21 protein-coding genes are annotated in these 20,161 nt (G+C 62.8%); 16 read left to right on the forward strand and 5 right to left on the reverse strand.

From position 1 onward, the window contains the following. Positions 1-8: 8 nt before the first annotated feature. The 9 genes from ACN6KF_RS14370 to ACN6KF_RS14410 all read left to right on the forward strand — a co-directional run bounded on the left by ACN6KF_RS14370 (position 9) and on the right by ACN6KF_RS14410 (position 11,109). A complete protein-coding gene (locus ACN6KF_RS14370; protein ID WP_434957485.1) occupies positions 9-1,157 on the forward strand; it encodes a M24 family metallopeptidase in 1,149 nt (382 codons plus the stop codon). A 172-nt stretch (positions 1,158-1,329) separates the two neighbouring features. Beyond that, positions 1,330-2,298 (forward strand): ribose-phosphate pyrophosphokinase, encoded by a 969-nt coding sequence (locus ACN6KF_RS14375; RefSeq protein WP_434957486.1) that lies wholly within the window; start codon positions 1,330-1,332, stop codon positions 2,296-2,298. Positions 2,299-2,715: 417 nt separating this feature from the next. Continuing rightward, positions 2,716-4,311, forward strand: coding sequence for a peptide ABC transporter substrate-binding protein (locus tag ACN6KF_RS14380; protein WP_434957487.1), 1,596 nt, complete (start codon positions 2,716-2,718; stop codon positions 4,309-4,311). Positions 4,312-4,534: 223 nt separating this feature from the next. Continuing rightward, positions 4,535-5,458, forward strand: a complete 924-nt coding sequence (locus tag ACN6KF_RS14385; protein ID WP_434957488.1) for an ABC transporter permease subunit — start codon at positions 4,535-4,537, stop codon at positions 5,456-5,458. After that, complete coding sequence (locus ACN6KF_RS14390) at positions 5,451-6,575, forward strand: ABC transporter permease (protein WP_434957489.1); 1,125 nt, start codon at positions 5,451-5,453, stop codon at positions 6,573-6,575. Before ACN6KF_RS14385 ends, ACN6KF_RS14390 begins: the two co-directional genes overlap by 8 nt. A gap of 9 nt (positions 6,576-6,584) precedes the next feature. Further along, positions 6,585-8,234: an ABC transporter ATP-binding protein gene (locus ACN6KF_RS14395; protein ID WP_434957490.1), complete on the forward strand. Its 1,650-nt coding sequence runs from the start codon at positions 6,585-6,587 to the stop codon at positions 8,232-8,234. A 379-nt stretch (positions 8,235-8,613) separates the two neighbouring features. Further along, positions 8,614-9,039, forward strand: a complete 426-nt coding sequence (locus ACN6KF_RS14400) for a DUF6636 domain-containing protein (protein ID WP_434957491.1) — start codon at positions 8,614-8,616, stop codon at positions 9,037-9,039. A 124-nt stretch (positions 9,040-9,163) separates the two neighbouring features. Continuing rightward, positions 9,164-10,444, forward strand: coding sequence for a BtaA family protein (locus ACN6KF_RS14405; RefSeq protein WP_434957492.1), 1,281 nt, complete (start codon positions 9,164-9,166; stop codon positions 10,442-10,444). Between the two features lie 8 nt (positions 10,445-10,452). Next, the gene (locus tag ACN6KF_RS14410) at positions 10,453-11,109 is read left to right on the forward strand and encodes a class I SAM-dependent methyltransferase (protein ID WP_434957493.1); all 657 of its coding nucleotides are present in this window, start codon (positions 10,453-10,455) and stop codon (positions 11,107-11,109) included. 34 nt (positions 11,110-11,143) lie between these two features. Here ACN6KF_RS14410 and ACN6KF_RS14415 read toward each other — a convergent pair whose 3' ends face one another. Genes ACN6KF_RS14415 through ACN6KF_RS14425 form a run of 3 tightly spaced genes read right to left on the reverse strand, consistent with a single transcriptional unit; the run spans position 11,144 to position 12,721 of the window. Continuing rightward, a complete protein-coding gene (locus ACN6KF_RS14415) occupies positions 11,144-11,617 on the reverse strand; it encodes a MaoC family dehydratase (protein ID WP_434957494.1) in 474 nt (157 codons plus the stop codon). Then, complete coding sequence (locus ACN6KF_RS14420; protein ID WP_434957495.1) at positions 11,614-12,072, reverse strand: MaoC family dehydratase; 459 nt, start codon at positions 12,070-12,072, stop codon at positions 11,614-11,616. The genes ACN6KF_RS14415 and ACN6KF_RS14420 overlap by 4 nt, the downstream gene beginning before the upstream one ends. Before the next feature lie 4 nt (positions 12,073-12,076). Further along, a complete protein-coding gene (locus ACN6KF_RS14425; RefSeq protein WP_434957496.1) occupies positions 12,077-12,721 on the reverse strand; it encodes an LbetaH domain-containing protein in 645 nt (214 codons plus the stop codon). 204 nt (positions 12,722-12,925) lie between these two features. Between ACN6KF_RS14425 and phnC the strand changes: the two genes are divergently transcribed. The 4 genes from phnC (at position 12,926) to phnE (ACN6KF_RS14445) (ending at position 16,637) form a co-directional block, all read left to right on the forward strand. Next, complete coding sequence (phnC, locus tag ACN6KF_RS14430) at positions 12,926-13,750, forward strand: phosphonate ABC transporter ATP-binding protein (protein WP_434957497.1); 825 nt, start codon at positions 12,926-12,928, stop codon at positions 13,748-13,750. Positions 13,751-13,810: 60 nt separating this feature from the next. Further along, the gene (gene phnD, locus ACN6KF_RS14435; RefSeq protein ID WP_434957498.1) at positions 13,811-14,743 is read left to right on the forward strand and encodes a phosphonate ABC transporter substrate-binding protein; all 933 of its coding nucleotides are present in this window, start codon (positions 13,811-13,813) and stop codon (positions 14,741-14,743) included. Between the two features lie 122 nt (positions 14,744-14,865). Next, a complete protein-coding gene (gene phnE / locus ACN6KF_RS14440) occupies positions 14,866-15,747 on the forward strand; it encodes a phosphonate ABC transporter, permease protein PhnE (protein WP_434957499.1) in 882 nt (293 codons plus the stop codon). After that, positions 15,744-16,637, forward strand: coding sequence for a phosphonate ABC transporter, permease protein PhnE (gene phnE / locus ACN6KF_RS14445; RefSeq protein ID WP_434957500.1), 894 nt, complete (start codon positions 15,744-15,746; stop codon positions 16,635-16,637). Before phnE (ACN6KF_RS14440) ends, phnE (ACN6KF_RS14445) begins: the two co-directional genes overlap by 4 nt. Before the next feature lie 3 nt (positions 16,638-16,640). On the opposite strand, the gene ACN6KF_RS14450 is transcribed toward phnE (ACN6KF_RS14445), so the two are convergent. After that, complete coding sequence (locus ACN6KF_RS14450; RefSeq protein ID WP_434957501.1) at positions 16,641-17,321, reverse strand: ArsR/SmtB family transcription factor; 681 nt, start codon at positions 17,319-17,321, stop codon at positions 16,641-16,643. Between the two features lie 74 nt (positions 17,322-17,395). On the opposite strand from ACN6KF_RS14450, the gene ACN6KF_RS14455 reads away from it, so the two are divergent. From ACN6KF_RS14455 to ACN6KF_RS14465, 3 genes are all read left to right on the forward strand, one after another. Then, the gene (locus ACN6KF_RS14455; RefSeq protein ID WP_434957502.1) at positions 17,396-17,524 is read left to right on the forward strand and encodes a hypothetical protein; all 129 of its coding nucleotides are present in this window, start codon (positions 17,396-17,398) and stop codon (positions 17,522-17,524) included. Beyond that, positions 17,521-17,745, forward strand: a complete 225-nt coding sequence (locus ACN6KF_RS14460) for a hypothetical protein (protein WP_434957503.1) — start codon at positions 17,521-17,523, stop codon at positions 17,743-17,745. Before ACN6KF_RS14455 ends, ACN6KF_RS14460 begins: the two co-directional genes overlap by 4 nt. 291 nt (positions 17,746-18,036) lie before the next feature. Next, positions 18,037-19,077: a lysine-2,3-aminomutase-like protein gene (locus tag ACN6KF_RS14465; protein WP_434957504.1), complete on the forward strand. Its 1,041-nt coding sequence runs from the start codon at positions 18,037-18,039 to the stop codon at positions 19,075-19,077. Between the two features lie 111 nt (positions 19,078-19,188). On the opposite strand, the gene phnF is transcribed toward ACN6KF_RS14465, so the two are convergent. Then, complete coding sequence (gene phnF / locus ACN6KF_RS14470; protein ID WP_434957505.1) at positions 19,189-20,016, reverse strand: phosphonate metabolism transcriptional regulator PhnF; 828 nt, start codon at positions 20,014-20,016, stop codon at positions 19,189-19,191. Positions 20,017-20,161 lie beyond the last annotated feature (145 nt).

A 20,161-nucleotide genomic window follows, 5' to 3' on the forward strand; every position in this document is an offset into this window, starting at 1 on the left:
GATCTGCCATGCTGCATTTTTCAAACGATGAATTCGCCGCGCGCCTGAAGCGCCTGCAGGCCGAGATGGCCGCGCGCAAGCTCGACGCCATGCTGCTCTTTGCGCAGGAGAGCATGTATTGGCTCACCGGCTACGATACGTTCGGTTTCTGCTTCTTCCAGTCCCTGCTGGTCCGCGCCGACGGCACGATGGCCCTGCTCACGCGGACGGCCGATCTGCGCCAGGCCCAGCACACCTCGATTCTCAGCGACATCCGCATCTGGACGGATAGCAAGGATGCAACTCCGGCCCAGCAGCTCCTGGCCATGGTGCGCGATCTCGGCGTGACCGGCGGCCGCATCGGCGCGGAGTTCGATTCCTACGGCCTCACCCATGCCAATGGCCGCAAGCTGGAGGCGGCCTTCGCCGGCGATTTCGAACTGATCGATGCCTCCGATGTCATCGCCCATCTGCGAGCCGTCAAGTCGGCTGCCGAAATCGCCTATGTGCGCGAAGCGGCCCGCCTCTCGGATGCCGCCGATGCGGCCGGCATCGCCGCCGTGTTTCCTGGCGCGGACGAGGGTGATATCCTCGCAGCCCAGCACAATGCCATCTTCTCGGCTGGCGGCGACTACCCCGCCAACGAGTTCATCATCGGTTCAGGACGCGACGCCCTGCTCTGCCGCTACAAGAGCGGCCGCCGCAAGCTCGCCGAGCGCGACCAGATCACGCTCGAATTCGCCGGCGTCTACAGGCACTATCATGCGGCGCTGATGCGCACGGTCACCGTGGGCGACGTCTCGCCCCGCCACAGCGAGCTTTACACGGCTGCGCATGAAGCCCTTCTCGCCTGCGAGGCTGAGATTCGGCCGGGGCGCACAGCCGGCGACGTCTTCGCCGCCCATGCTCGGGTGATGGATTCGCATGGGCTTGAAAACCATCGGCTTGCCGCCTGCGGCTATTCGCTCGGCGCCAAGTTCACGCCGTCCTGGATGGACCGGCCGATGTTCTATGAAGGCAATGACTGGGTGCTGGAGCCGGGCATGGTGATGTTCGCCCATATGATCCTGATGGATTCCGACAGCGGCACCGCCATGTGCCTCGGGCGCACCAGCCTGACGACCCAGAACGGCAGCGAAGTGCTGAACGGAGCCGATGCCGGATTGCAGATGCGCTGATGCGACGGGAAGGCCGCCCAGGCCCGACCGGGCATCGGAACAGCGGCAAATCATCCCAATCCGCACGCATTCCAGCCATGCAAGTGTGAACTCCTTGTGACGCCCCCATTGTATGCGGGGCGGCCAGTTGCTAAGAGCCGGGTGCATTTTTCTCAAAGTGGGAGCCGGCTTCATGGCGGCAGGTGACAGGGGCCACGGTTCGGGCGAGATCAAGCTCGTCGCCGGCAATTCGAATCGTGCACTGGCCGAATCGATTGCGACCTATCTGAAAACCCCCCTGACGAAGTGCTCGGTGCGGCGGTTCGCTGACATGGAGATCTTCGTCGAGATTCAGGAAAATGTCCGCGGTGCGGATGTCTTCGTCATCCAGTCGACCTCCTTCCCCACCAACGACCATCTGATGGAATTGTTGATCATCACCGATGCCCTGCGCCGCTCCTCGGCACGGCGCATCACGGCGGTGATCCCCTATTTCGGCTATGCCCGGCAGGATCGCCGCGCTTCCGGCCGTACGCCGATCTCGGCCAAGCTGGTCGCCAACCTGATCACCCATGCCGGCGCCGACCGCGTGCTGACCCTCGACCTGCATGCCGGGCAGATCCAGGGCTTCTTCGACATTCCCACCGACAACCTCTTCGCCGCCCCGGTGATGGAACGCGACATCAAGGCCCGCATGGAGCTCGAAAAGCTCATGGTGGTCTCGCCCGACGTCGGCGGCGTGGTGCGCGCCCGCGCTCTCGCCAAGCGCATCGACGCCCCCCTCGCCATCGTCGACAAGCGCCGTGAACGCGCCGGCGAGAGCGAGGTCATGAACGTGATCGGTGACGTCAAGGGCCGTACCTGCATCCTGATCGACGACATCATCGATTCCGGCGGCACGCTGGTGAACGCCGCCGAGGCTCTGCTGGAACGTGGTGCCAAGGACGTGCTGGCCTACATCACGCATGGTGTGCTTTCGGGCGGCGCAGTTGCCCGTATCGCCTCCTCCAAGCTGCGCGAACTGGTGATCACCGACTCGATCATGCCGACCGAGGCCGTGCGCGTGGCCCAGAATATCCGCGTCATCTCGATCGCGCCGCTGATCGGCGAGGCCATCGGCCGTACCGCATCCGAAGAGAGCGTCTCCAGCCTGTTCAACTGAGCCCGCCTGTCCCTCCGTTCGGATTGGCTTTTTCAGAACCGCCCGCGCAGCCTCCTTCTCGCGGCGGTTCAGCTTCCTATGGGCTCGACATCGGGGCTGCGCCCTGCCGCGCCACTCGCGGCCAGGTTGTCCGTGGCTTATCCCCATATTTCAGCCAGATCTTCGCGCCATCAGTCTCCGCAACGCAGAAGGCACAAAGCGCAGTCGGTTATGGCGAATATTGCGTCGTATCCCGGCCATCCGCAATTTTCAGACGATCACTATACCCTTCGACATACTGTTCCCCTGCACGCGGCGCGCGCAGCACTACCCTTCCTCTCCCCGTCGAAAATCGCGGGTTGCCGTAGCGAACGCGAGAGCCTTTACTGCCAGCCTTCAACCAATAGCCGGAACAACTGGCTTCAAGGGGAAATCAGGATGACAGCGATTATTCGAACGCGCCTGTTCGGCGCCCTGCTCGCCATCGGCATGCTCGGCGGCACGGCCCTGCCGGCCTCGGCCGAAACAGTGCTGAACAAGGGCCTTGGCGGCGAACCTCAATCGCTGGATCCTATCCACACAACCACCAATATCGAGCAGTTCATCATCGACGACCTCTACGAAGGTCTCACCGCTTATGACGGCGCCGGCAAGGTGGGTCCCGCCGTCGCCGAAAGCTGGACGGTTTCCCCGGACGGGCTCGTCTACACCTTCAAATTGAGATCCAGTGCCAAGTGGTCGAACGGCGATCCGGTCACGGCGGAAGATTTCGTCTATAGCTTCCGGCGCAATCTCGATCCCAAGGAAGCCGGTGAATATGCCAGCCTGTCCTATCCGATCAAGAATGCTCAGGCGGTGAACACCGGCAAGGCAGCGGTCGATACTCTCGGGGTCAAGGCCATCGATGCCGGCACGCTGGAAATCACCCTCGAAAGTCCGGTTCCCTTTTTCCCCGAACTCCTGGCTCATCAAAGCGTGGTGCCGGTGAACAAGGCCAATGTCGAGAAATATGGCCGCGACTTCGCCAAGGCGGGCAATCTGGTGTCGAACGGTGCCTATACGGTCACCGAGCAGATACCAGGCGACCACCTCACCTTTGTCAAGAACCCCAACTACTGGGGTGCGGCAAATGTGAAGATCGATCGCGTCGTTGCCTATCCGAGCGAGGACCAGGCCGCCATCCAACGCCGCTTCCTCGCCGGAGAGCTCGACCTCGCCTATCAATTCCAGGCCGATCAGCGCAAGTTCCTGCAGGAGAAGGTCGGCGACGAGGTTCACGTCTCGCCATCGACGTCGAGCGAATATTATGCCTTCGACACCCGCAAGCCCCCCTTCGACGATGTCCGGGTCCGACGGGCCTTTGCCATGGCTATCGACCGCGACTTCCTGGCCAATGACGTGCTGAACGGCGTCTATCAGCCGCTCTATAGCTGGATCCCGGACGGCATCGTCAATTACACGCCGGCCAAGGCCGACTTCGCCGACATGCCTCAGCTCGACCGCGAGGATAAGGCCAAGGAATTGCTGAAAGAAGCCGGTTACGGTCCGGGCGGCAAGCCGCTCAAGGTCGAGATCCGCTACAACACCAATGAGAATTGGAAGAAAGTCGCCACGGCGATCGCCGATATGTGGAAGGGCCTCGGCGCCGAGGTCACCATGCTCAATTCCGATCTCAAGTCCCACTACGCCTATCTGCAGCAAGGCAACAGTTTCGACATCACCCGGGCCGGCTGGGTCGCCGACTATGCCGATCCGGAGAACTTCCTGACCCTGGGTGTCTCCACCAACAAGGTCTTCAACTACGGCCACTACAACAATCCCGAATTCGATGCCTTGATGGCCAAGTCCTTCGCCGAGCGGGATGTGCCCAAGCGCATGCAGATCCTGCATGACGCCGAAGCCATGCTGCTGCGCGACGCCTCCGTCACGCCTCTGCTGGTCTACAACGACCCCTGGCTGGTCTCCAAGAAGGTCAAGGGCTGGCACGACAACCTCGCCAACCACCACGGCACGCGTTTCCTCACCAAGGAATGAAACGCCGTATGTGAGAGGCAGGTGGCCCAACCGCCTGCCTCTCATCCGCGGCTAAAGCGTTTTGCGATTTAGCGGGGTCGGCAAGAATCGCAAAGACGCGTCCGAACAAAGAGTTAGAGCTAAGAAGCGTTTCCACTTAAACGCGCTTTGCTCTAGGGAAGCGCGCTCGCCTCGCTGATGCCAGGCCTGAACGCTTCGCGGGCAGCCAATCCGAGGCAATGTCATGCTTTCATTCGTACTGAAGCGCCTGGCGAGCGCGATTCCGACCCTGTTCGTGATCATCACGCTTTCCTTCTTCCTGATGCGGCAGGTACCAGGCGGCCCCTTCAATCTTGCCCGCCCGCTGCCACCGCAGATCATGGACAACCTCAACCGGGTCTATCATCTCGATGACCCGGTCTGGAAACAATACTTAAACTATATCTGGAATGTATTGCGGGGCGATTTCGGCCCCAGCTATGTCTATCGTGATTATACGGTCTCCGAAATCATACTTCAAAAACTGCCATATTCTTTGCAGCTTGGCGGCATGGCATTGCTCTTGGCTGTCGTCGGCGGCATTCTCATCGGCACCATTGCCGCTCTACGCCAGAATTCGATCGTGGATGTCGCCGTGACCGCGATCGGCAATATCGGCATCACCGTCCCCAATTTCGTCATCGGTCCGGTCCTTGCGCTCCTCTTCGGACAAACCCTGCACTGGCTGCCGACCGGCAGTTGGGGCGACGGTTCGTTTCGCTACCTGCTCCTGCCGATGATCACCCTGGCTCTGCCGGAGCTGGCGACGTTTGCCCGCCTGATGCGCGGTTCCATGCTGGAAGCCTTGCATGCCGACCATATCCGCACGGCCAAGGCCTATGGCTTGCCGGCCAAGCTGACCATTATCGGCCACGCCATGCGGGCCGGCGTCCTGCCGATCGTCACTTACCTTGCCCCCGCCGCCGCCTCGCTCCTGACGGGCTCGGTGGTGGTCGAGAAGGTCTTCGGCATCCCCGGTGTCGGCAAGGATTTCGTCGAAGGTGCGCTCAACCGCGACTATACGCTGGTGATGGGGACCGTCGTGCTGGTCTCGGTCTTCATCATCGTTTTCAACCTGATCGTCGACCTGCTCTACGCCTGGCTCGATCCGAGGGTGCGCAATGACTGAGACGAATTTGACAACAAGCGCCCCTCGTCGCAGCCGCAGTCTGGTCGAGCTTGCCTGGCTCCGCCTCCGCCGCAACAAGGCCGCCATGGTCAGCCTGTTCGTGTTTGCGGCCATAGTGCTCTTTTCCGTGCTGGGGCCGTTTTTTTCGCCTCATGGCTACGACCAGGTCTACGGGTCCTACGTCAAGGTTCCCCCCAGCCTCTCGCCTTATCCCAAGCACGCGACACTCGAGGAGGCCATGAAGCGGGCGGCCTCCCAGGCCCGTCTGCAGGTCCAATCTTTCGAGACCTCAGGCACGCAGTTCACGGCGACATTGACTTCCAGCCGGTCGATCGATCCGCGCGCCACCCGCTATGTCGATCGTATCGACGAGTTCCGGAACACCAAGGTCACCGAGACCCGGGACGACGGCCGCACGGTGGTCATGCAGGGCGACATCAATGGCCAGTATTTCCTGCTCGGCACCGATGGCAATGGCCGAGACCTGATGACCAGGATCATGATCGGCGGCCAGGTCTCGCTGCTCGTCGGCCTGCTCGCCAGCCTGGTCAGTCTCATCATCGGCGTCACCTACGGCGCTGTTTCGGGGTTCATCGGCGGGCGTACCGACAATCTGATGATGCGCTTCGTCGAGATCCTCTATTCGCTGCCGTTCATGTTCTTCGTCATCTTGCTGGTGGCTTCCTTCGGGCGCGACTTCTGGCTGATCTTCGTTGCCATCGGCGCCATCGAGTGGCTCGATATGGCCCGCATCGTGCGGGGGCAGACCCTGTCGCTGAAGCGGCGCGATTTCATCTCGGCAGCCCACGCCCTGGGGCTCAGCGAGGGCGCGGTGATCCGCCGCCACATCATTCCCAACACGCTGAGCCCGGTGCTGGTGTTCCTGACGGTGCGTATTCCGCGCATCATCCTGTTGGAAAGCTTCCTCTCCTTCCTCGGGCTCGGCGTGCAGGCTCCTCTGACCAGTTGGGGGGCGCTGATCAAGGAAGGCGCCGATTCCATGGAAGCAGCGCCTTACCTCTTGATCTGCCCAGCCATCTTCCTGGTCACCACCCTGTTCTGCCTCAATTTCATCGGCGACGGCCTGCGCGACGCCTTCGACCCCAAAGATCGCTGAGGAAGACCGATGCAACAGACACCCTCGGATCAGGACACGACAGACACCCTCCTCGACATCAGCGGTCTGGAGGTCAGCTTCAGCACCCCCGACGGCACGGTCAAGGCGGTCAAGGGCATCGACCTCAAGGTCAACAGTGGCGAGACCGTCGCCATCGTGGGCGAATCCGGCTCGGGCAAGAGCCAGACCATGATGGCGCTGATGGGCTTGCTGGCCGGCAACGGCCAAGTGCGTGGATCGGCCAAATATCGCGGCAGGGAATTGCTCGGCCTGTCGCCGAGGGAGCTCAACAAGGTACGCGGCGACAAGATCACCATGATCTTCCAGGAGCCGATGACCTCGCTCGATCCGCTTTACAAGGTCGGGCGCCAGGTTGCCGAGCCGATCGTCCATCATCGCGGCGGCAGCTACAAGCAAGCCCGCAAGAAAGTGATCGACCTGTTCAAGCTCGTCGGCATCCCCCATCCGGAGCGGCGGGTGGATGCCTATCCGCATGAGATGTCGGGAGGCCAGCGTCAACGCGTGATGATCGCCATGGCACTGGCCAACGATCCCGACCTCTTGATCGCCGACGAGCCGACCACCGCGCTCGACGTCACCGTACAAGCGCAGATCCTGTCCCTGCTCGCCGAGCTCAGGCAGCGCCTGGGCATGTCCATCGTTTTCATCAGCCACGACCTCAACATCGTGCGGCGCTTCGCCGATCGCGTCTATGTCATGCGTCGTGGCGAAGTGGTGGAGACCGGCACCACGCAAGAGGTCTTCGACAATCCCCGGCACGACTACACCAAGATGCTGCTGGCGGCCGAGCCGTCAGGCCACAAGGATCCACCGCAGCCCGATGCCCCCGTGCTGCTCGAGGGCCGCAACATCCGGGTCACCTATCATCTCAGCGGTAGTATGTTCGGCGGCCACAAGGCCATGGACCTGAAGGCGGTGGACGATGTTTCCGTGCGCCTGCAGCAGGGACAGACCATCGGCATCGTGGGTGAATCAGGCTCGGGCAAGTCGACCCTGGGGCGTGCCTTGTTGCGGTTGAATTCCGGCGAGGGCGACATCCGCTTCGACGGCAGGGACATCTCGAAAGCGAGCGTGTTCGAGATGCGGCCGCTGCGGCGCGCCCTGCAGCTGGTGTTTCAGGACCCCTACGGCTCGCTCTCTCCGCGCATGTCGGTGGGTTCCATCGTCACCGAGGGCCTGAGGGTGCACGAGCCGAATCTATCGGCCGCCGATCGCGACAAGCGGGCCATCCAGGCTCTGACCGAGGTTGGTCTCGATCCTGCCGCCCGCAACCGCTATCCGCATGAATTCTCCGGTGGCCAGCGCCAGCGCATCGCCATTGCACGGGCGATGATCCTCAAGCCCAAGGTGGTGGTGCTGGATGAGCCAACCTCAGCACTCGACCGCTCGGTGCAGAAACAGATCGTCGAACTGCTGCGCGAACTGCAGGCCACGCATGGCCTGTCCTACTTGTTCATCAGCCATGATCTATCGGTGGTGCGGGCCTTGTCCGACTATGTCGTGGTGATGAAGGAAGGCCGCATCGTCGAGGAAGGGGCGACCGCCCAGATCTTCGATGCGCCGCGGGAACTATATACCCAGACCCTGATGGCGGCGGCGCTGGGCAAGGAGCGCGTCGAGGCCACGAATACGGTTTGAGGCCTGGCACGACAGTTGCGTTTGAACAGGTAAAGCATTGTCCGAAAATAATTGAAATGCCTCCTTTGTCATGCCCGGGCTTGACCCGGGCATCCAGCGGCCCCGTCTTCGATACCTGGAAGGAGCTGGATTGCCGGGTCAAACCCGGCAATGACAAAGGTCGAGCCAATTCGATTCTATTATCGGCGGACGAGCCCTAAGGAGGCGGGATATACGGAGCGTCAGCCAGGAGGCTGACGCTCCGTATATCCCCTTCAAACGTGAACTGCGGCTGTAGTGCCGGGGGGTGTCGTGAGTATCCTTCGAAACTTCGCCCCATCACGCTTGCAGAGCATCATTCTTCGTCTTCCCCCGCCTGTGTTTCCAACGGAAATATCAAATGAAGAAGCCCAGATTCATCCTGCCCGTCACCCTCGCGCTGTCACTCATGCCTACCACCTTGAGCGTGCCGGCCCTGGCTGACGATTCGATGGTGAGCTTTGCCATGCCGAGCGGCAATATTTCCTGCCGCTTCATTCCGCAGAGCGAGGGCGAGGGCGCGAGCGCGGGATTGGAATTGCCGACCCTGAGCTGCGAAAGGGAGAAGCAATCACCCGCGCGGATCATTCTCGGGCCGAGCGGAAAAGGCGCCATCTACAAGGATATCAGCGATCCCTTCTGCTGTGACGGCGACACCACTGTCGGCTATGGTCAGACCTGGGAGAATGGCCCTTTCAAATGCGTCTCGGCCGAGGATGGCCTGACCTGCCGCAGACGAGACGGCCACGGCTTCTTCATCAGCCGGGCCAAACTGTTGGCCTACTGAGGAGGCAGCGGAAAGCTGTCGCCTCCACGTCGCTTTGAAGAGCCCCTGTCATCCCCCCGTCATCGCTTGGTCTTATCCGCGAATCCCATCACGCAACCTGGATTCGACGAAGGAGCGGCTGGGGATGACGGATGTGAACAGCATCGGGACACAGGCACGAGCCAAGAGCCAGGGCCAAGCCAAGCAGGGCCACGTCAAACAAGCCGTGGAGCACCATCGGCTGTTGTCATTGCGCGGCATCCAGGATCGGCTTTTCACCTTGGCTTTCAGCGGCCTCGTCTACGCCCAGATCTGGGAAGACCCCGAAATCGACATGGAAGCGCTGGCGCTGAAGCCCGACGATCGGCTGGTCGCAATCGCCTCGGGCGGCTGCAACGTGATGAGCTATCTCAAGGCCGGCCCGGCCTCGATCACCGCCGTCGATCTCAACCGCCATCACATCGCGCTCAATCGCTTGAAGATCGCCGCGGCCCAGCAATTGCCGGATCATGCCACCTTCTACGATTTCTTTGCGCGCGCCGATCAGCGCCGCAATGTCTCGGCTTATGAAACCGCGCTTCGTCCGCATCTCGATGCCGAGACACGCGCCTATTGGGATGGCCGCGACCTGCTTGGCCGCCGTCGCATCGGCTATTTCGGCAAGAACCTCTATCGCTATGGCCTGCTCGGCCGTTTCATTGGTCTCGGCCACCTGATCGGACGGCTGCATCGCATCGATCCGGCCGACCTGCTGGCAGCCCGCGACCTCGCCGAGCAGCGTCGTGTCTTCGACGAGCGCATCGCTCCCCTGTTCGATCGCCCGCATATCAAATGGCTGACCCGCCGGCGGGCCTCGCTCTATGGCCTGGGCATTCCGCCGGAACAGTATGACGCCCTGGCCGGCGCCGCCGCCGACGGGGAAGGCATTGCCGATGTGCTGCGCGAACGACTGGAGCGTCTCGCCTGCGATTTCGACCTCAAGGACAATTATTTTGCCTGGCAGGCCTTCGGCCGCGGCTACAAACCGGAGGGCGACGGGCCGGTGCCGCCCTATCTCGAGCGCGCCGCCTATGAGGCCGTGCGCGATCGGGCCGACCGCATCGAGGTGCGCCACGTCAACCTGATCGACCACCTCAAGGCCCAGCCAGCAGCCAGCCTCGACGCCTATGTGCTGCTCGATGCGCAGGACTGGATGACCGATGTCATCCTCACCAAGCTGTGGAGCGAGATCACCCGGACTGCCCGCCCCGGCGCCCGGGTGATCTTCCGTACCGCCGCCGAGGAGAGCCTGCTCCCGGGCCGCATCCCCGCCGACTTGCTGGCACGCTGGTCCTATGACCGCGAGCGTTGCCGAGCCTGGACCGCCCACGACCGTTCCGCGATCTATGGCGGTTTCCATCTCTACGAGCTGCGAGCCCTCCATTGAGCATCGAGATGCAGACAGGCGATGCTGCGGCGGCGATGAACCGGATCTATCGCCACCAGCGCTACATCTACGATCTCACGCGCAAATATTATCTGCTCGGCCGGGATCACCTGATCGCCTCGCTGCGACCGGCCGCCAGCGATGCGATTCTCGAAATCGGTTGCGGCACCGGCCGCAACCTCATCGCCGTAGCCAGGCGCTATCCCGCCACACCACTTTACGGCTTCGACATTTCGACGGCGATGCTCGAAACGGCCCGGCACTCGCTCGACCGCAATCGCCTGGCGCGAGTCACCGTGGCCGAGGCCGATGCCACCCGCTTTTCGCCTGGACAGCTCAGGCGCAAGGGTTTCGAGCGCATCTACATTTCCTATACGCTTTCGATGATCCCCGACTGGCGCGCCGTACTGGAACGTGCCATTGCCGGCCTGAACCCAGGCGGGCGCCTTCTGATCGTGGATTTCGGCCAGCAGGAGGGCCTGCCTGGCTGGTTCAAGCGCCTGCTCTTCGCCTGGCTGGCACGCTTCCACGTCCATCCCATCGCGGCATTGCCCACAGCGTTGGCGGACCTCGCAAGCCGCGAGGGACTGCGGCTTCGGACCAAAGACCTCTACCGTGGCTACGCCTTCTATGCGGAACTGGAGAGGCCGGCCATAATGACATAGGTTCGAGCCAATTGCGGGGCACGCTATATTTCCCTTACCCCCGCCTTTCCCAGAACACCGTGCCCTCGAAGCGGAAGGCCTGCTCGCCATGCTGGTTGATGGCTGAACTCAGCATCGAGACGATGCCCCATTCGGGACGGGAAGCGCTCTCCTTCTTGCCCGTGATCTCCACGCTGTAGCGCAGCGTATCACCAGCATGCACCGGCTTGGCCCAGACCATGTTGCGAAAGCCCGGTGACGGGCCGAGCTTGACCACCGGCTTGCCGAGTTGGCGCGCCCTGATGATCTCGACCTCCTGATGCGCCACCAGGAGTTTCATCCAGACCGCGGCAACCTGCCAGCCCGACGCCACCAGGCCGCCGAAATGGCTGGCCGCCGCAGCCGCTTCGTCGACGTGAAAGGGCTGGGGATCGTAGAGCACCGCAAAGCGCTTGATGTTCTCGACCGAAAAGGTGAAGGCACCGATCTCGTCGGTATCGCCGATGGCGAGATCCTCGAAATATTTCATGCCGCCAGCCTCCGGCCGAACATGATGGAGCCGGTCTGGGTGGTCACCACCGTCTTTCCATCAGCCACGAGCTCGAACAGGAACTTCACCAGGCCCATCTCGGGGCGGCTCTTGGAAGCGCGCGCCTCCAGGGTCGTGCGGCGAACGCTCAGCGTGACATCCGGGCGGAGCGGCGCCAGCCATTTGACCTCGTCGATGCCGGGCGCGCCCATCGAGGTGGAGCCGAGCATGAAGCCATCGCAGTTGAGCCGCATCAAGATGCAGCAGGCATGCCAGCCGGAAGCGGCGAGCCCGCCCAGCATGGTGCCTTTTGCCGCCTCATCATCGAGATGAAACGGCTGGGGGTCGTATTCCCTGGCAAAAGCGAGGATGGCCTCGCGCGTCAGCTTGTACGATCCGTAGGTGGCAATCTCGCCGACCGGGAAATCTTCGAAATGGAGCAGGGTATCAGCCATGCCCTCAGGATGGACCGATTAGACCCTCAACGGCAAGAGCCTGATATTTGTCGAGGAAGGCCTCGACCGGGAGCTTACGGAAGTCGGGCAAGGCGGCGCGCAGGGTCTCGTGCGACCAATTCCACCAGGCCAGGGCCTGCAGGCGGTCGGCAATCGCTTCCTCGAAACGACGGCGGATCGGCCGTGCCGGATTGCCGGCGACGATGGTGTAGGCTTCCACGTCCCGGGTGACCACGGCGCCGGCCCCCACCACGGCGCCGATACCGATGCGGCGCCCCGGCAGCACGATCGCGCCATGGCCGATCCAGACATCATGGCCGATATGGACGTCATGTTCCCTGCGCCAGACAAAGAAGTCGTCCTCGTCGCTCTCGCCTTCGAAATAGGCCGAGGCGCGATAGCTGAAATGGCTCTGGCTCGCGCGGTCCATCGGGTGATTGCCCGGATTGATGCGCGTATGGGCCGCGATCGACACGAAACGGCCGATATGGCTGTAGGCGATGTCCGAATCGTTGACGACATAGGAATAGTCACCGAGTTCGACCTCATGCAGGCTGGTGCGGGGACCTACTTCGGTGTAGCGCCCGAGCCGGCTTGCGGAAATCAAAGCCGCCGGGTCGACGAAAGGCGTCAGGCTGAGTTTGGGCAAAGGGCGATCCAACGGTGATGGAAAGGCCCTGCTTCCCACTCCGCTGCGACAGCCACGTGACAAGAATCCGCCGGAGCGCCCGATCTGTCGCATAGGCCCGCGACATCCGCGGGGGATCGTCACCGAAACATCATTGAACTGCCATCCCTCTGTAATGGCCCAGCGTTACCGACTTCGGAAAGCTGCACGAGAAGGGATCTGTTCATGCTGGCGATCAAAGGAGTTTCCAGGCGCTTCGGCGGCAAGGCTGCCGTCGCGGACGTCAATCTGGAAATCGCGCCCGGCGCCTTCATCGGCGTAATCGGGCGTTCGGGTGCCGGCAAGTCGACATTGCTGCGCATGCTGAACCGTCTCGTCGATCTGAGCGAGGGCACGATCTCCTGCGACGGCGTCGATGTCACGGCCCTGCGCGGCCAGGCCCTGCGCGACTGGCGTGCGCGCTGCGCCATGATCTTCCAGCAGTTCAATCTGATCGGCCGCCTCGACGTGCTCACCAATGTGCTGATGGGCCGCCTCAACAAGGTCTCGACCGCCAGTGCCGTGCTGCAGCTGTGGGGCCTCGAGGACAAGGCCATGGCGCTCGCTGCGCTCGAGCAGTTCGACATCGCCAATCTCGCCGGCCAGCGTGCCGACAGCCTGTCCGGCGGCCAGCAGCAGCGCGTGGCGATCGCCCGCGCTTTGGTGCAGGAACCCTCGATCATCCTGGCGGACGAACCGATCGCCTCGCTCGATCCGCGCAACACCAAGGTCGTGATGGATGCGCTGCTGCGCATCAACAAGCATTTCGGCATCACCGTCATCTGCAATCTTCATTCGCTCGATCTCGCCCGCGGCTATTGCGACCGCCTGATCGGCATGTCCGCCGGCCGGGTGGTGTTCGACGGCGCCCCCGCCATGCTCACCGCCGATGCAGCGCGCGACCTCTACGGCCTCGAGGCCGGCGAAGTCATGGATGCCGATGCCGACGCCAAATGGGCAGGCGACACAAACTCGGCAGGTTTGGCTCGCCCTGCCAGCGTCGCGGCCTGACAGGCCGGCTGCGCATCTTCAAGAGCCACAAGAACACGATATTTCCGACAGGAGAGACCTATGCTTTCGCGCCGCACGCTGCTCGGCCTTGCCGCAGCAGCCATGAGCTTTGCCGCCGGTACCGCCCAGGCCGAGGACTGGAAGGCCCAGTATCCCGAATTGACGCTTGCCGTCATCCCGGCCGAGAATGCCTCCACCACCAATGACCGCTACCAGCCGCTGGCCGACTACATCGCCAAGCAGGTCGGCGTGCCGGTCAAGCTCAACATCGCCAACGACTACGCCGCCGTGATCGAAGCCCAGCGCGCCGGCTTTGCCCAGATCGCCTGGTACGGCCCGGCCTCCTACGCCCGCGCCATCATCACCGGCGTGGCCACCGAGCCGGTCGCCGTTCCCCGCCACAACAATGGCCTCACCGGCTACTATTCGGTGATCTATGTGAAGGCCGACAGCCCCTACAAGACCATCGAGGATCTCAAGGGCAAGAAGCTCGCCCTCGTCGACCCCAACTCGACCTCCGGCAACAATGCGCCGCGCTTCGGCCTCCACAGCCAGGGCATCGACGTCGACAAGTTCTTCTCCTCGGTCGTCTTCGCCGGCAGTCATGACAATGCCGTGCTGGCCCTCGCCCAGGGTACCGCAGATGCTGCCGCCAACAGCTGGAACTCGGAAGACGATTCCAACCTGACCCGCATGCTCAGCCGCGGCATCCTCAAGAAGGATGACGGCACCCCGATGACCAAGGGCGACTTCCGCGTCATCTACAAGACGCCCTTCCTGCCCGAAGGCCCCTATACGGTGCTCGCCTCGCTGCCCGACGATCTGAAGAAGAAGATCGGCGCTGCCCTGATCGACTACGCCAAGAACGACAAGGCCAATTTCGATAAGCTTTCCGACGGCAAGGATCTCGAACTCACTGCGATCAGCGCCAAGGAATATCAGCCGATCGTCGACATGGTGAAGTTCAACGATGCGCTTCGCAAGACCCAGTAAGGGGTCGCAACGACGCAATGAAGGGCGCGCACCGAAAGGTGCGCGCCCTTTGCGCAAGCGGATTTCGCCAGGTGGATTTCCATTGGAACCGCGCGCGTTCGACCAGGCAGGAGGATACACAATTGCCGGCTATCAATAGCCTGCCCCAGGCGCAAGCCCAAGCCCTGCTCAGGGCCTATCAGGCAACCATTGCTGCCAAGAAACGCAGGATCTGGCTCGCCGTCATCGTCGGCATCGGCCTCTACGCCCTTTCGGCCCATGTGGCGGCGATCCGGCCGGGCTTCCTGTGGACCCATCTTGGCAACTTCACCTCCTTTTTCAGCCGCATCGCCCCGCCGCTCAGCCCCGGCAATTTCGTCGGCGATGTCAGGGAATGGTATTGGGGCTTCGGCAAATGGCTGGTGCTGCTCGGCGATACGCTGCTCGTCGCTTATCTCGGCACGCTGCTCGGCGTGCTCGGTGCGTTCCTCCTGTGCTTTGCGGCTGCCGCCAATCTGACGCGTAGCCGGCTATTGCGCGCGCTGGTGCGCCGATGGCTTGAGTTCTGCCGCACGGTGCCGACGATCGTCTTCGCCATGATCTTCTTGATCGCCTTCAAGTCCGGGCCGATGGCCGGCGCACTGGCACTCGCCATCCACACCATGGGCGCGCTCGGCAAGCTGTTTGCCGAAGTGGTCGAGAATGCCGACATGAAGCCGGTCGAGGGCACTGTCGCCACCGGTGGATCCTGGCTGGAAAGCATACGCTTTGCCGTGTTGCCCCAGACCCTGCCGAACTTCGCTTCCTATTCCCTGCTCCGCTTCGAGATCAATGTCAGGGAAGCCGGCGTGATGGGCTTCATCGGCGTGGGCGGCATCGGCCAGGAACTCCTGGTCGCCATCCGTACCTTCGCCTATGCCGACGTCAGCGCCATTCTTTTGATGATCATCGTCACGGTCTTCATCATCGATTTCGCCACCGAGAAGCTGCGCCATGGTCTGATCGGTCAGGAGGCGACACCATGAACAACGGCATCAACGGCTCGGCACCGCGGTCGGCAAGCCCTCTCGCCTCCCTCAGCCCCGAAAGGCTCGCCTCCGTGGCAGCCCGCCACCGTGCCCATTTCGAAACCTCCTGGCGGACACGTTTCCTGGCCGGAGGCGTGATAGTCGTCCTGCTCGCCCTTGCCGTCGTCGCCATGGTCCGGCTTGAGGTGACGCCGGAGCGGTTCTTCAGCGGGCTTTCGCGGCTCGGCACCTTCGTCGTGCAGATGTTCCCGCCCAATGACGAGGGTAAGTTCTGGTTCTTCGTGGAGGCTCTCACCGAGACGCTCGCCATCGCCTTTGCCGGCACGCTCACAGCGGCTGTGCTGGCTGCGCCCGTGGCCTTCCTGGCGGCACGCAACGTCATCCCCAATGTCTTCGTCCGCTTTGCCGTCCGCCGTAGCCTCGATGTGATCCGGTCCGTCGATGCGCTGATCTGGGCATTGGTGTGGGTCGGCGTCGTCGGCCTCGGTCCGTTTGCCGGCGTGCTCGCCATCATCTGCGTCGATTTCGGCGCCTTCGGCAAACTGTTCTCGGAAGCCATCGAAACCACCGACAACAAGGCGAGCGAGGGCGTGCTCTCCACGGGAGGCAATCGGATCCACCGCATCCGTTTCGCCCTGATCCCGCAGGTCCTGCCGGTCATGGCGAGCCAGGTGCTCTATTTCTTCGAATCCAATGTGCGCTCGGCCACCATCATCGGCATCGTCGGAGCCGGCGGGGTCGGCCAGTATCTCGCCGAATTGCTGCGGGTGCTCGACCTGCCGCCGCTTGGTGTGCTGATCTTCATGATCCTCGTCACTGTCGCCGTCATCGACGTGATTTCGTCGCGTCTCCGACTTGCGATCATCGGCCAGCCGCAGCGGCCCTGAGGCCTACCCCGCCAGGCCGAATGTTGCATCGAACGCCTTCGCGCCGATGGGCGTGAAGGCGATCACACGCCCCTCCTTGCGTCGGGCCCAATCGCGCTCGATCACCCAGTCGAGGAGCCTCGCGCCAAGGGCGCCGCCGAGATGGCTGCGGCGTTCGCTCCAGTCGAGGCAGCGTCGGCAGACAGGGCGCCGGCTCCTGGCCATGCCCGGGACGTCGAGCCCGAGCCCGACGAAGAAATCCTTGCCCATCGCCGTAACCACGGGATCCTCGTCGCCGCTGATCAAGCCCTGACACACGAAGCCATCCAGCAGGGCAACACCGCGTGCTCCGGCCAAATGGTCGTAGCAGATCCTGGCCGTCCGCATGGCTTCGTCACGCGGGCCGGTCCGCACTCTTATCGCACCGGTGCGCTCGGCCAATCCCATCAGGGCTTCCAGGACCTGGGCCACGTCGTGGCCGGACAGGCGGAAATAGCGGTGCCGCCCCTGCTTTTCGGCGCAGAGCAGGCCGGCGGCATCGAGCTTGGCGAGATGGCCGCTGGCCGTCTGAAGGCTGATGCCACCGGCCTCGGCGAGTTCGCTCACCGTCAGCGCCCGGCCGTCCATCAGCGCAGTGAGCATGTTGGCGCGCGCCGGATCGCCGATCAGGGCGGCAACCGAGGCGATCATCGGTCCGTCTTTCATACTACGACCATAGCCGAAGCATCGACGCTGTTCAATCGCCTAGCCTGTCCCGGTCGCTTTCAACCCGGGACACCATGATGATCGCCTGCTTCACCCGCCATGACGTCGCCCCCTTCAGGCTTGCGCCGCATGAGGGATCGGCGACGACGGCCCATGGGGCCGACAACGCCGGAGACCTTGGCAATTTGGAGATCGAGCCATGACGATGGCTCAGATTGGATGGATTGAGCGATCTTGTTTGCGAGGGAGCGAGACGGAGGGGAGCAAGCCACGGCCGACAACACCGCCGGCAATGCCGAAGAAGGGGTTGCACGGTCTCTCCGATCGGTTGCTGCGCGACATCGGCGTGATCGACGGTCATGGGAAAAACGACCCGCCCCAGCCTGCCGCCTGCGCCCGAGACCTGATCGATCGCTATCGCTAGAGCATCGCGCCGAAAAGTGGAGACCGGTTTTCGGCAAAACGCATTTTAGCGGAAACGCCCATAGGCGCTAACTTTGGGTGGTGGCACCAGATTGGAGGGTCGATCTCCACAGCTCCATCAATTGATGGAGCTGTGGAGATCGACCCTCCACGCTACCTACGCCTCCACTCGCAAAGTTAGCGCCTATGGCGGAAACGCCTGTTTGTTCCTGGGTTGGCATATCCAGCCATTGCCTGCTAAAGGGCTGCCTCGCCGTGGCGATCCAGCCGGCATCATGGCAAGAGCATCGAAATGAACAAGCATTCCAGCCTTCGGAGCGCTTCCGATCTGGAAGCCAGCGGGCTCATTTCCTCGGCTGAGCGTCTCGACATTGAAGAGGTGGCGCGGCGTTACTCGGTGGCGATCACCCCGGCGATGACCGACCTCATCACCGGCTCTCCCCAGGACGATGCCATCGCCGCCCAGTTCGTGCCAACCGGCCGCGAACTGATATCGAGCCCGGACGAACTCACCGATCCGATCGGGGATGACGCCTTCTCGCCCGTGAAGGGCATCGTGCACCGCTATCCCGACCGTGTCCTGCTCAAGCCGCTGCATGTCTGCCCGGTCTATTGCCGCTTCTGCTTCCGCCGCGAAATGGTGGGGCCGGAGGGCGATACGCTCACCAGCAGCGAACTCGACGCAGCCCTGGCTTACATCGCCAACAATCCTGCGATCTTCGAGGTCATCGTCACCGGCGGCGATCCTTTCGCGCTGTCGCCGCGGCGCATCGGCCGGATCGTCAAAGCACTATCGGCCATCGACCATATCGGGGTGATCCGGTTTCATACGCGCGTGCCGGTGGTAGCCCCCGAACGGATCACCGCCGAACTCATCGAAAACCTCGACAGCCCGAAGGGCGTGTTCGTCGCCCTGCACGCCAACCATATGCGCGAACTCACTCCCGCCGCGCGGGAGGCCTGTACGCGGCTGGTGCAGGCGGGCGTCGCCATGGTCAGCCAGACCGTGCTGCTCAAGGGTGTCAATGCCACGGCCGAAGCGCTATCGGCCCTCTTCCGGGCTCTGCTCGGCCTGCGCATCAAGCCCTATTATCTGCACCATGGCGACCTCGCCAAGGGCACCGGCCATTTTCGCACCAGCATCGCCGAGGGCCAGGCGGTGATGCGGGAGCTGCGCGGCAGCCTCACCGGCCTCGGCCAGCCCACCTATGTGCTCGACATTCCCGGCGGCCACGGCAAGGTGCCGATTGGACCGAGCTATCTTGCAGCCGAGAGCGAAGACGGCCATCTCGTCACGGACCCGCGTGGCGGCGTGCACGCCTATCGGGGCTAGAGCAAAATGACTTTTCCCCGAATTGTCATTCTTCTCTAACTCTTTGTTTTAACGCGTTTTCTTCATCGAAAAGTCCATCAACTTTTCTGGAAAACGCTCTAGGTGTTACCGTCAGTTCTGGACCACGATTTCGGTACGGTCGGCGGCGAAGAGGCTGAAAATCGCCTGGATCGGCACACCGTCACTATCGACATTGACGCCCTCCACCGTCAGTACCGGGCGGCCCGCCGCAATGTCCAGCCTGGCTGCCTCGTCTGGAGAGGCAAAACGGGCGCCCAGACGCGTCGCCTGGCGCTTGTAGTCGTCGACGCCGCATTCGGCCAAGGCCGGTGTCACGGCCCCGAAGCGACGATAGGCATCGGCGAAGCCGACAAAGCGCGGCAGAGGCAGGAAAGTGCTGCCGAACGCGATCGGCACGCCATCCGCCGAACGCAGGGTCAGCAGCCTGAGCACGAGACTGCCGGGCGCGATCGCCAGAAGGCTTGCGAGACGCGGATCGGCCTGGACTTCGCTGGCTTCCAACATCGTGCCCCCCGCTTCGCGCCCCTCCTGGGCCATGTTCTGGCTGAAACGGGTGCGCGCGCCGATCGGATAGGCGAGACGGGAAAGTTCGACGAAAGTGCCCCTGCCCTGCGCAGTGCGCACGAGGCCTTTACCGGCCAACTCGCTCAGAGCGCGGCGTACCGTATGCCGGTTGACGCCGAAACGGGCGGCCAGCACGGCCTCCGTCGGCAATTGAGCGCCGGGCGCCAGCATGCCGCCGACAATCTCGGCCTCGACGAGATCGGCAATCTTGCGCCAGGCCGCGATACCATCGCCGCGAAAGACCGCACCATCCATGGCGATGCCATCGCCCGGCAAAACCGTGCCTTCAGCGGCGGCGCGATCGTCTACTGCGCCCAGCGGCGAAAAATTCCGGGTCGGGACTGGTTTTGTCATGGAAGCGTTGCAAGGTTCCTCATATAGTTGTCTATATCACTAGACAACTTGCTTCGCCAGCCCTGTTTCGAGCCCAGCCTGTTGTGACCGAAGGCAACCCCCATGGTTCCGTCATGAATGAATCCTCTCCAGATCGTCATCGCCA

The organism is Labrys methylaminiphilus subsp. lupini (assembly GCF_051161885.1).
Taxonomy (GTDB): domain Bacteria; phylum Pseudomonadota; class Alphaproteobacteria; order Rhizobiales; family Labraceae; genus Labrys.

Bases quoted from the DNA above. Each gene is read 5' to 3' on its own strand.
- ACN6KF_RS14370 (WP_434957485.1), top strand. From the start codon at position 9: ATGCTGCATTTTTCAAACGATGAATTCGCCGCGCGCCTGAAGCGCCTG.
- ACN6KF_RS14375 (WP_434957486.1), top strand. From the start codon at position 1,330: ATGGCGGCAGGTGACAGGGGCCACGGTTCGGGCGAGATCAAGCTCGTC.
- ACN6KF_RS14380 (WP_434957487.1), top strand. From the start codon at position 2,716: ATGACAGCGATTATTCGAACGCGCCTGTTCGGCGCCCTGCTCGCCATC.
- ACN6KF_RS14385 (WP_434957488.1), top strand. From the start codon at position 4,535: ATGCTTTCATTCGTACTGAAGCGCCTGGCGAGCGCGATTCCGACCCTG.
- ACN6KF_RS14390 (WP_434957489.1), top strand. From the start codon at position 5,451: ATGACTGAGACGAATTTGACAACAAGCGCCCCTCGTCGCAGCCGCAGT.
- ACN6KF_RS14395 (WP_434957490.1), top strand. From the start codon at position 6,585: ATGCAACAGACACCCTCGGATCAGGACACGACAGACACCCTCCTCGAC.
- ACN6KF_RS14400 (WP_434957491.1), top strand. From the start codon at position 8,614: ATGAAGAAGCCCAGATTCATCCTGCCCGTCACCCTCGCGCTGTCACTC.
- ACN6KF_RS14405 (WP_434957492.1), top strand. From the start codon at position 9,164: ATGACGGATGTGAACAGCATCGGGACACAGGCACGAGCCAAGAGCCAG.
- ACN6KF_RS14410 (WP_434957493.1), top strand. From the start codon at position 10,453: ATGCAGACAGGCGATGCTGCGGCGGCGATGAACCGGATCTATCGCCAC.
- ACN6KF_RS14415 (WP_434957494.1), bottom strand. From the start codon at position 11,617: ATGAAATATTTCGAGGATCTCGCCATCGGCGATACCGACGAGATCGGT.
- ACN6KF_RS14420 (WP_434957495.1), bottom strand. From the start codon at position 12,072: ATGGCTGATACCCTGCTCCATTTCGAAGATTTCCCGGTCGGCGAGATT.
- phnC (WP_434957497.1), top strand. From the start codon at position 12,926: ATGCTGGCGATCAAAGGAGTTTCCAGGCGCTTCGGCGGCAAGGCTGCC.
- phnD (WP_434957498.1), top strand. From the start codon at position 13,811: ATGCTTTCGCGCCGCACGCTGCTCGGCCTTGCCGCAGCAGCCATGAGC.
- phnE (WP_434957500.1), top strand. From the start codon at position 15,744: ATGAACAACGGCATCAACGGCTCGGCACCGCGGTCGGCAAGCCCTCTC.
- ACN6KF_RS14450 (WP_434957501.1), bottom strand. From the start codon at position 17,321: ATGAAAGACGGACCGATGATCGCCTCGGTTGCCGCCCTGATCGGCGAT.
- ACN6KF_RS14455 (WP_434957502.1), top strand. From the start codon at position 17,396: ATGATGATCGCCTGCTTCACCCGCCATGACGTCGCCCCCTTCAGGCTT.
- ACN6KF_RS14460 (WP_434957503.1), top strand. From the start codon at position 17,521: ATGACGATGGCTCAGATTGGATGGATTGAGCGATCTTGTTTGCGAGGG.
- ACN6KF_RS14465 (WP_434957504.1), top strand. From the start codon at position 18,037: ATGAACAAGCATTCCAGCCTTCGGAGCGCTTCCGATCTGGAAGCCAGC.
- phnF (WP_434957505.1), bottom strand. From the start codon at position 20,016: ATGACAAAACCAGTCCCGACCCGGAATTTTTCGCCGCTGGGCGCAGTA.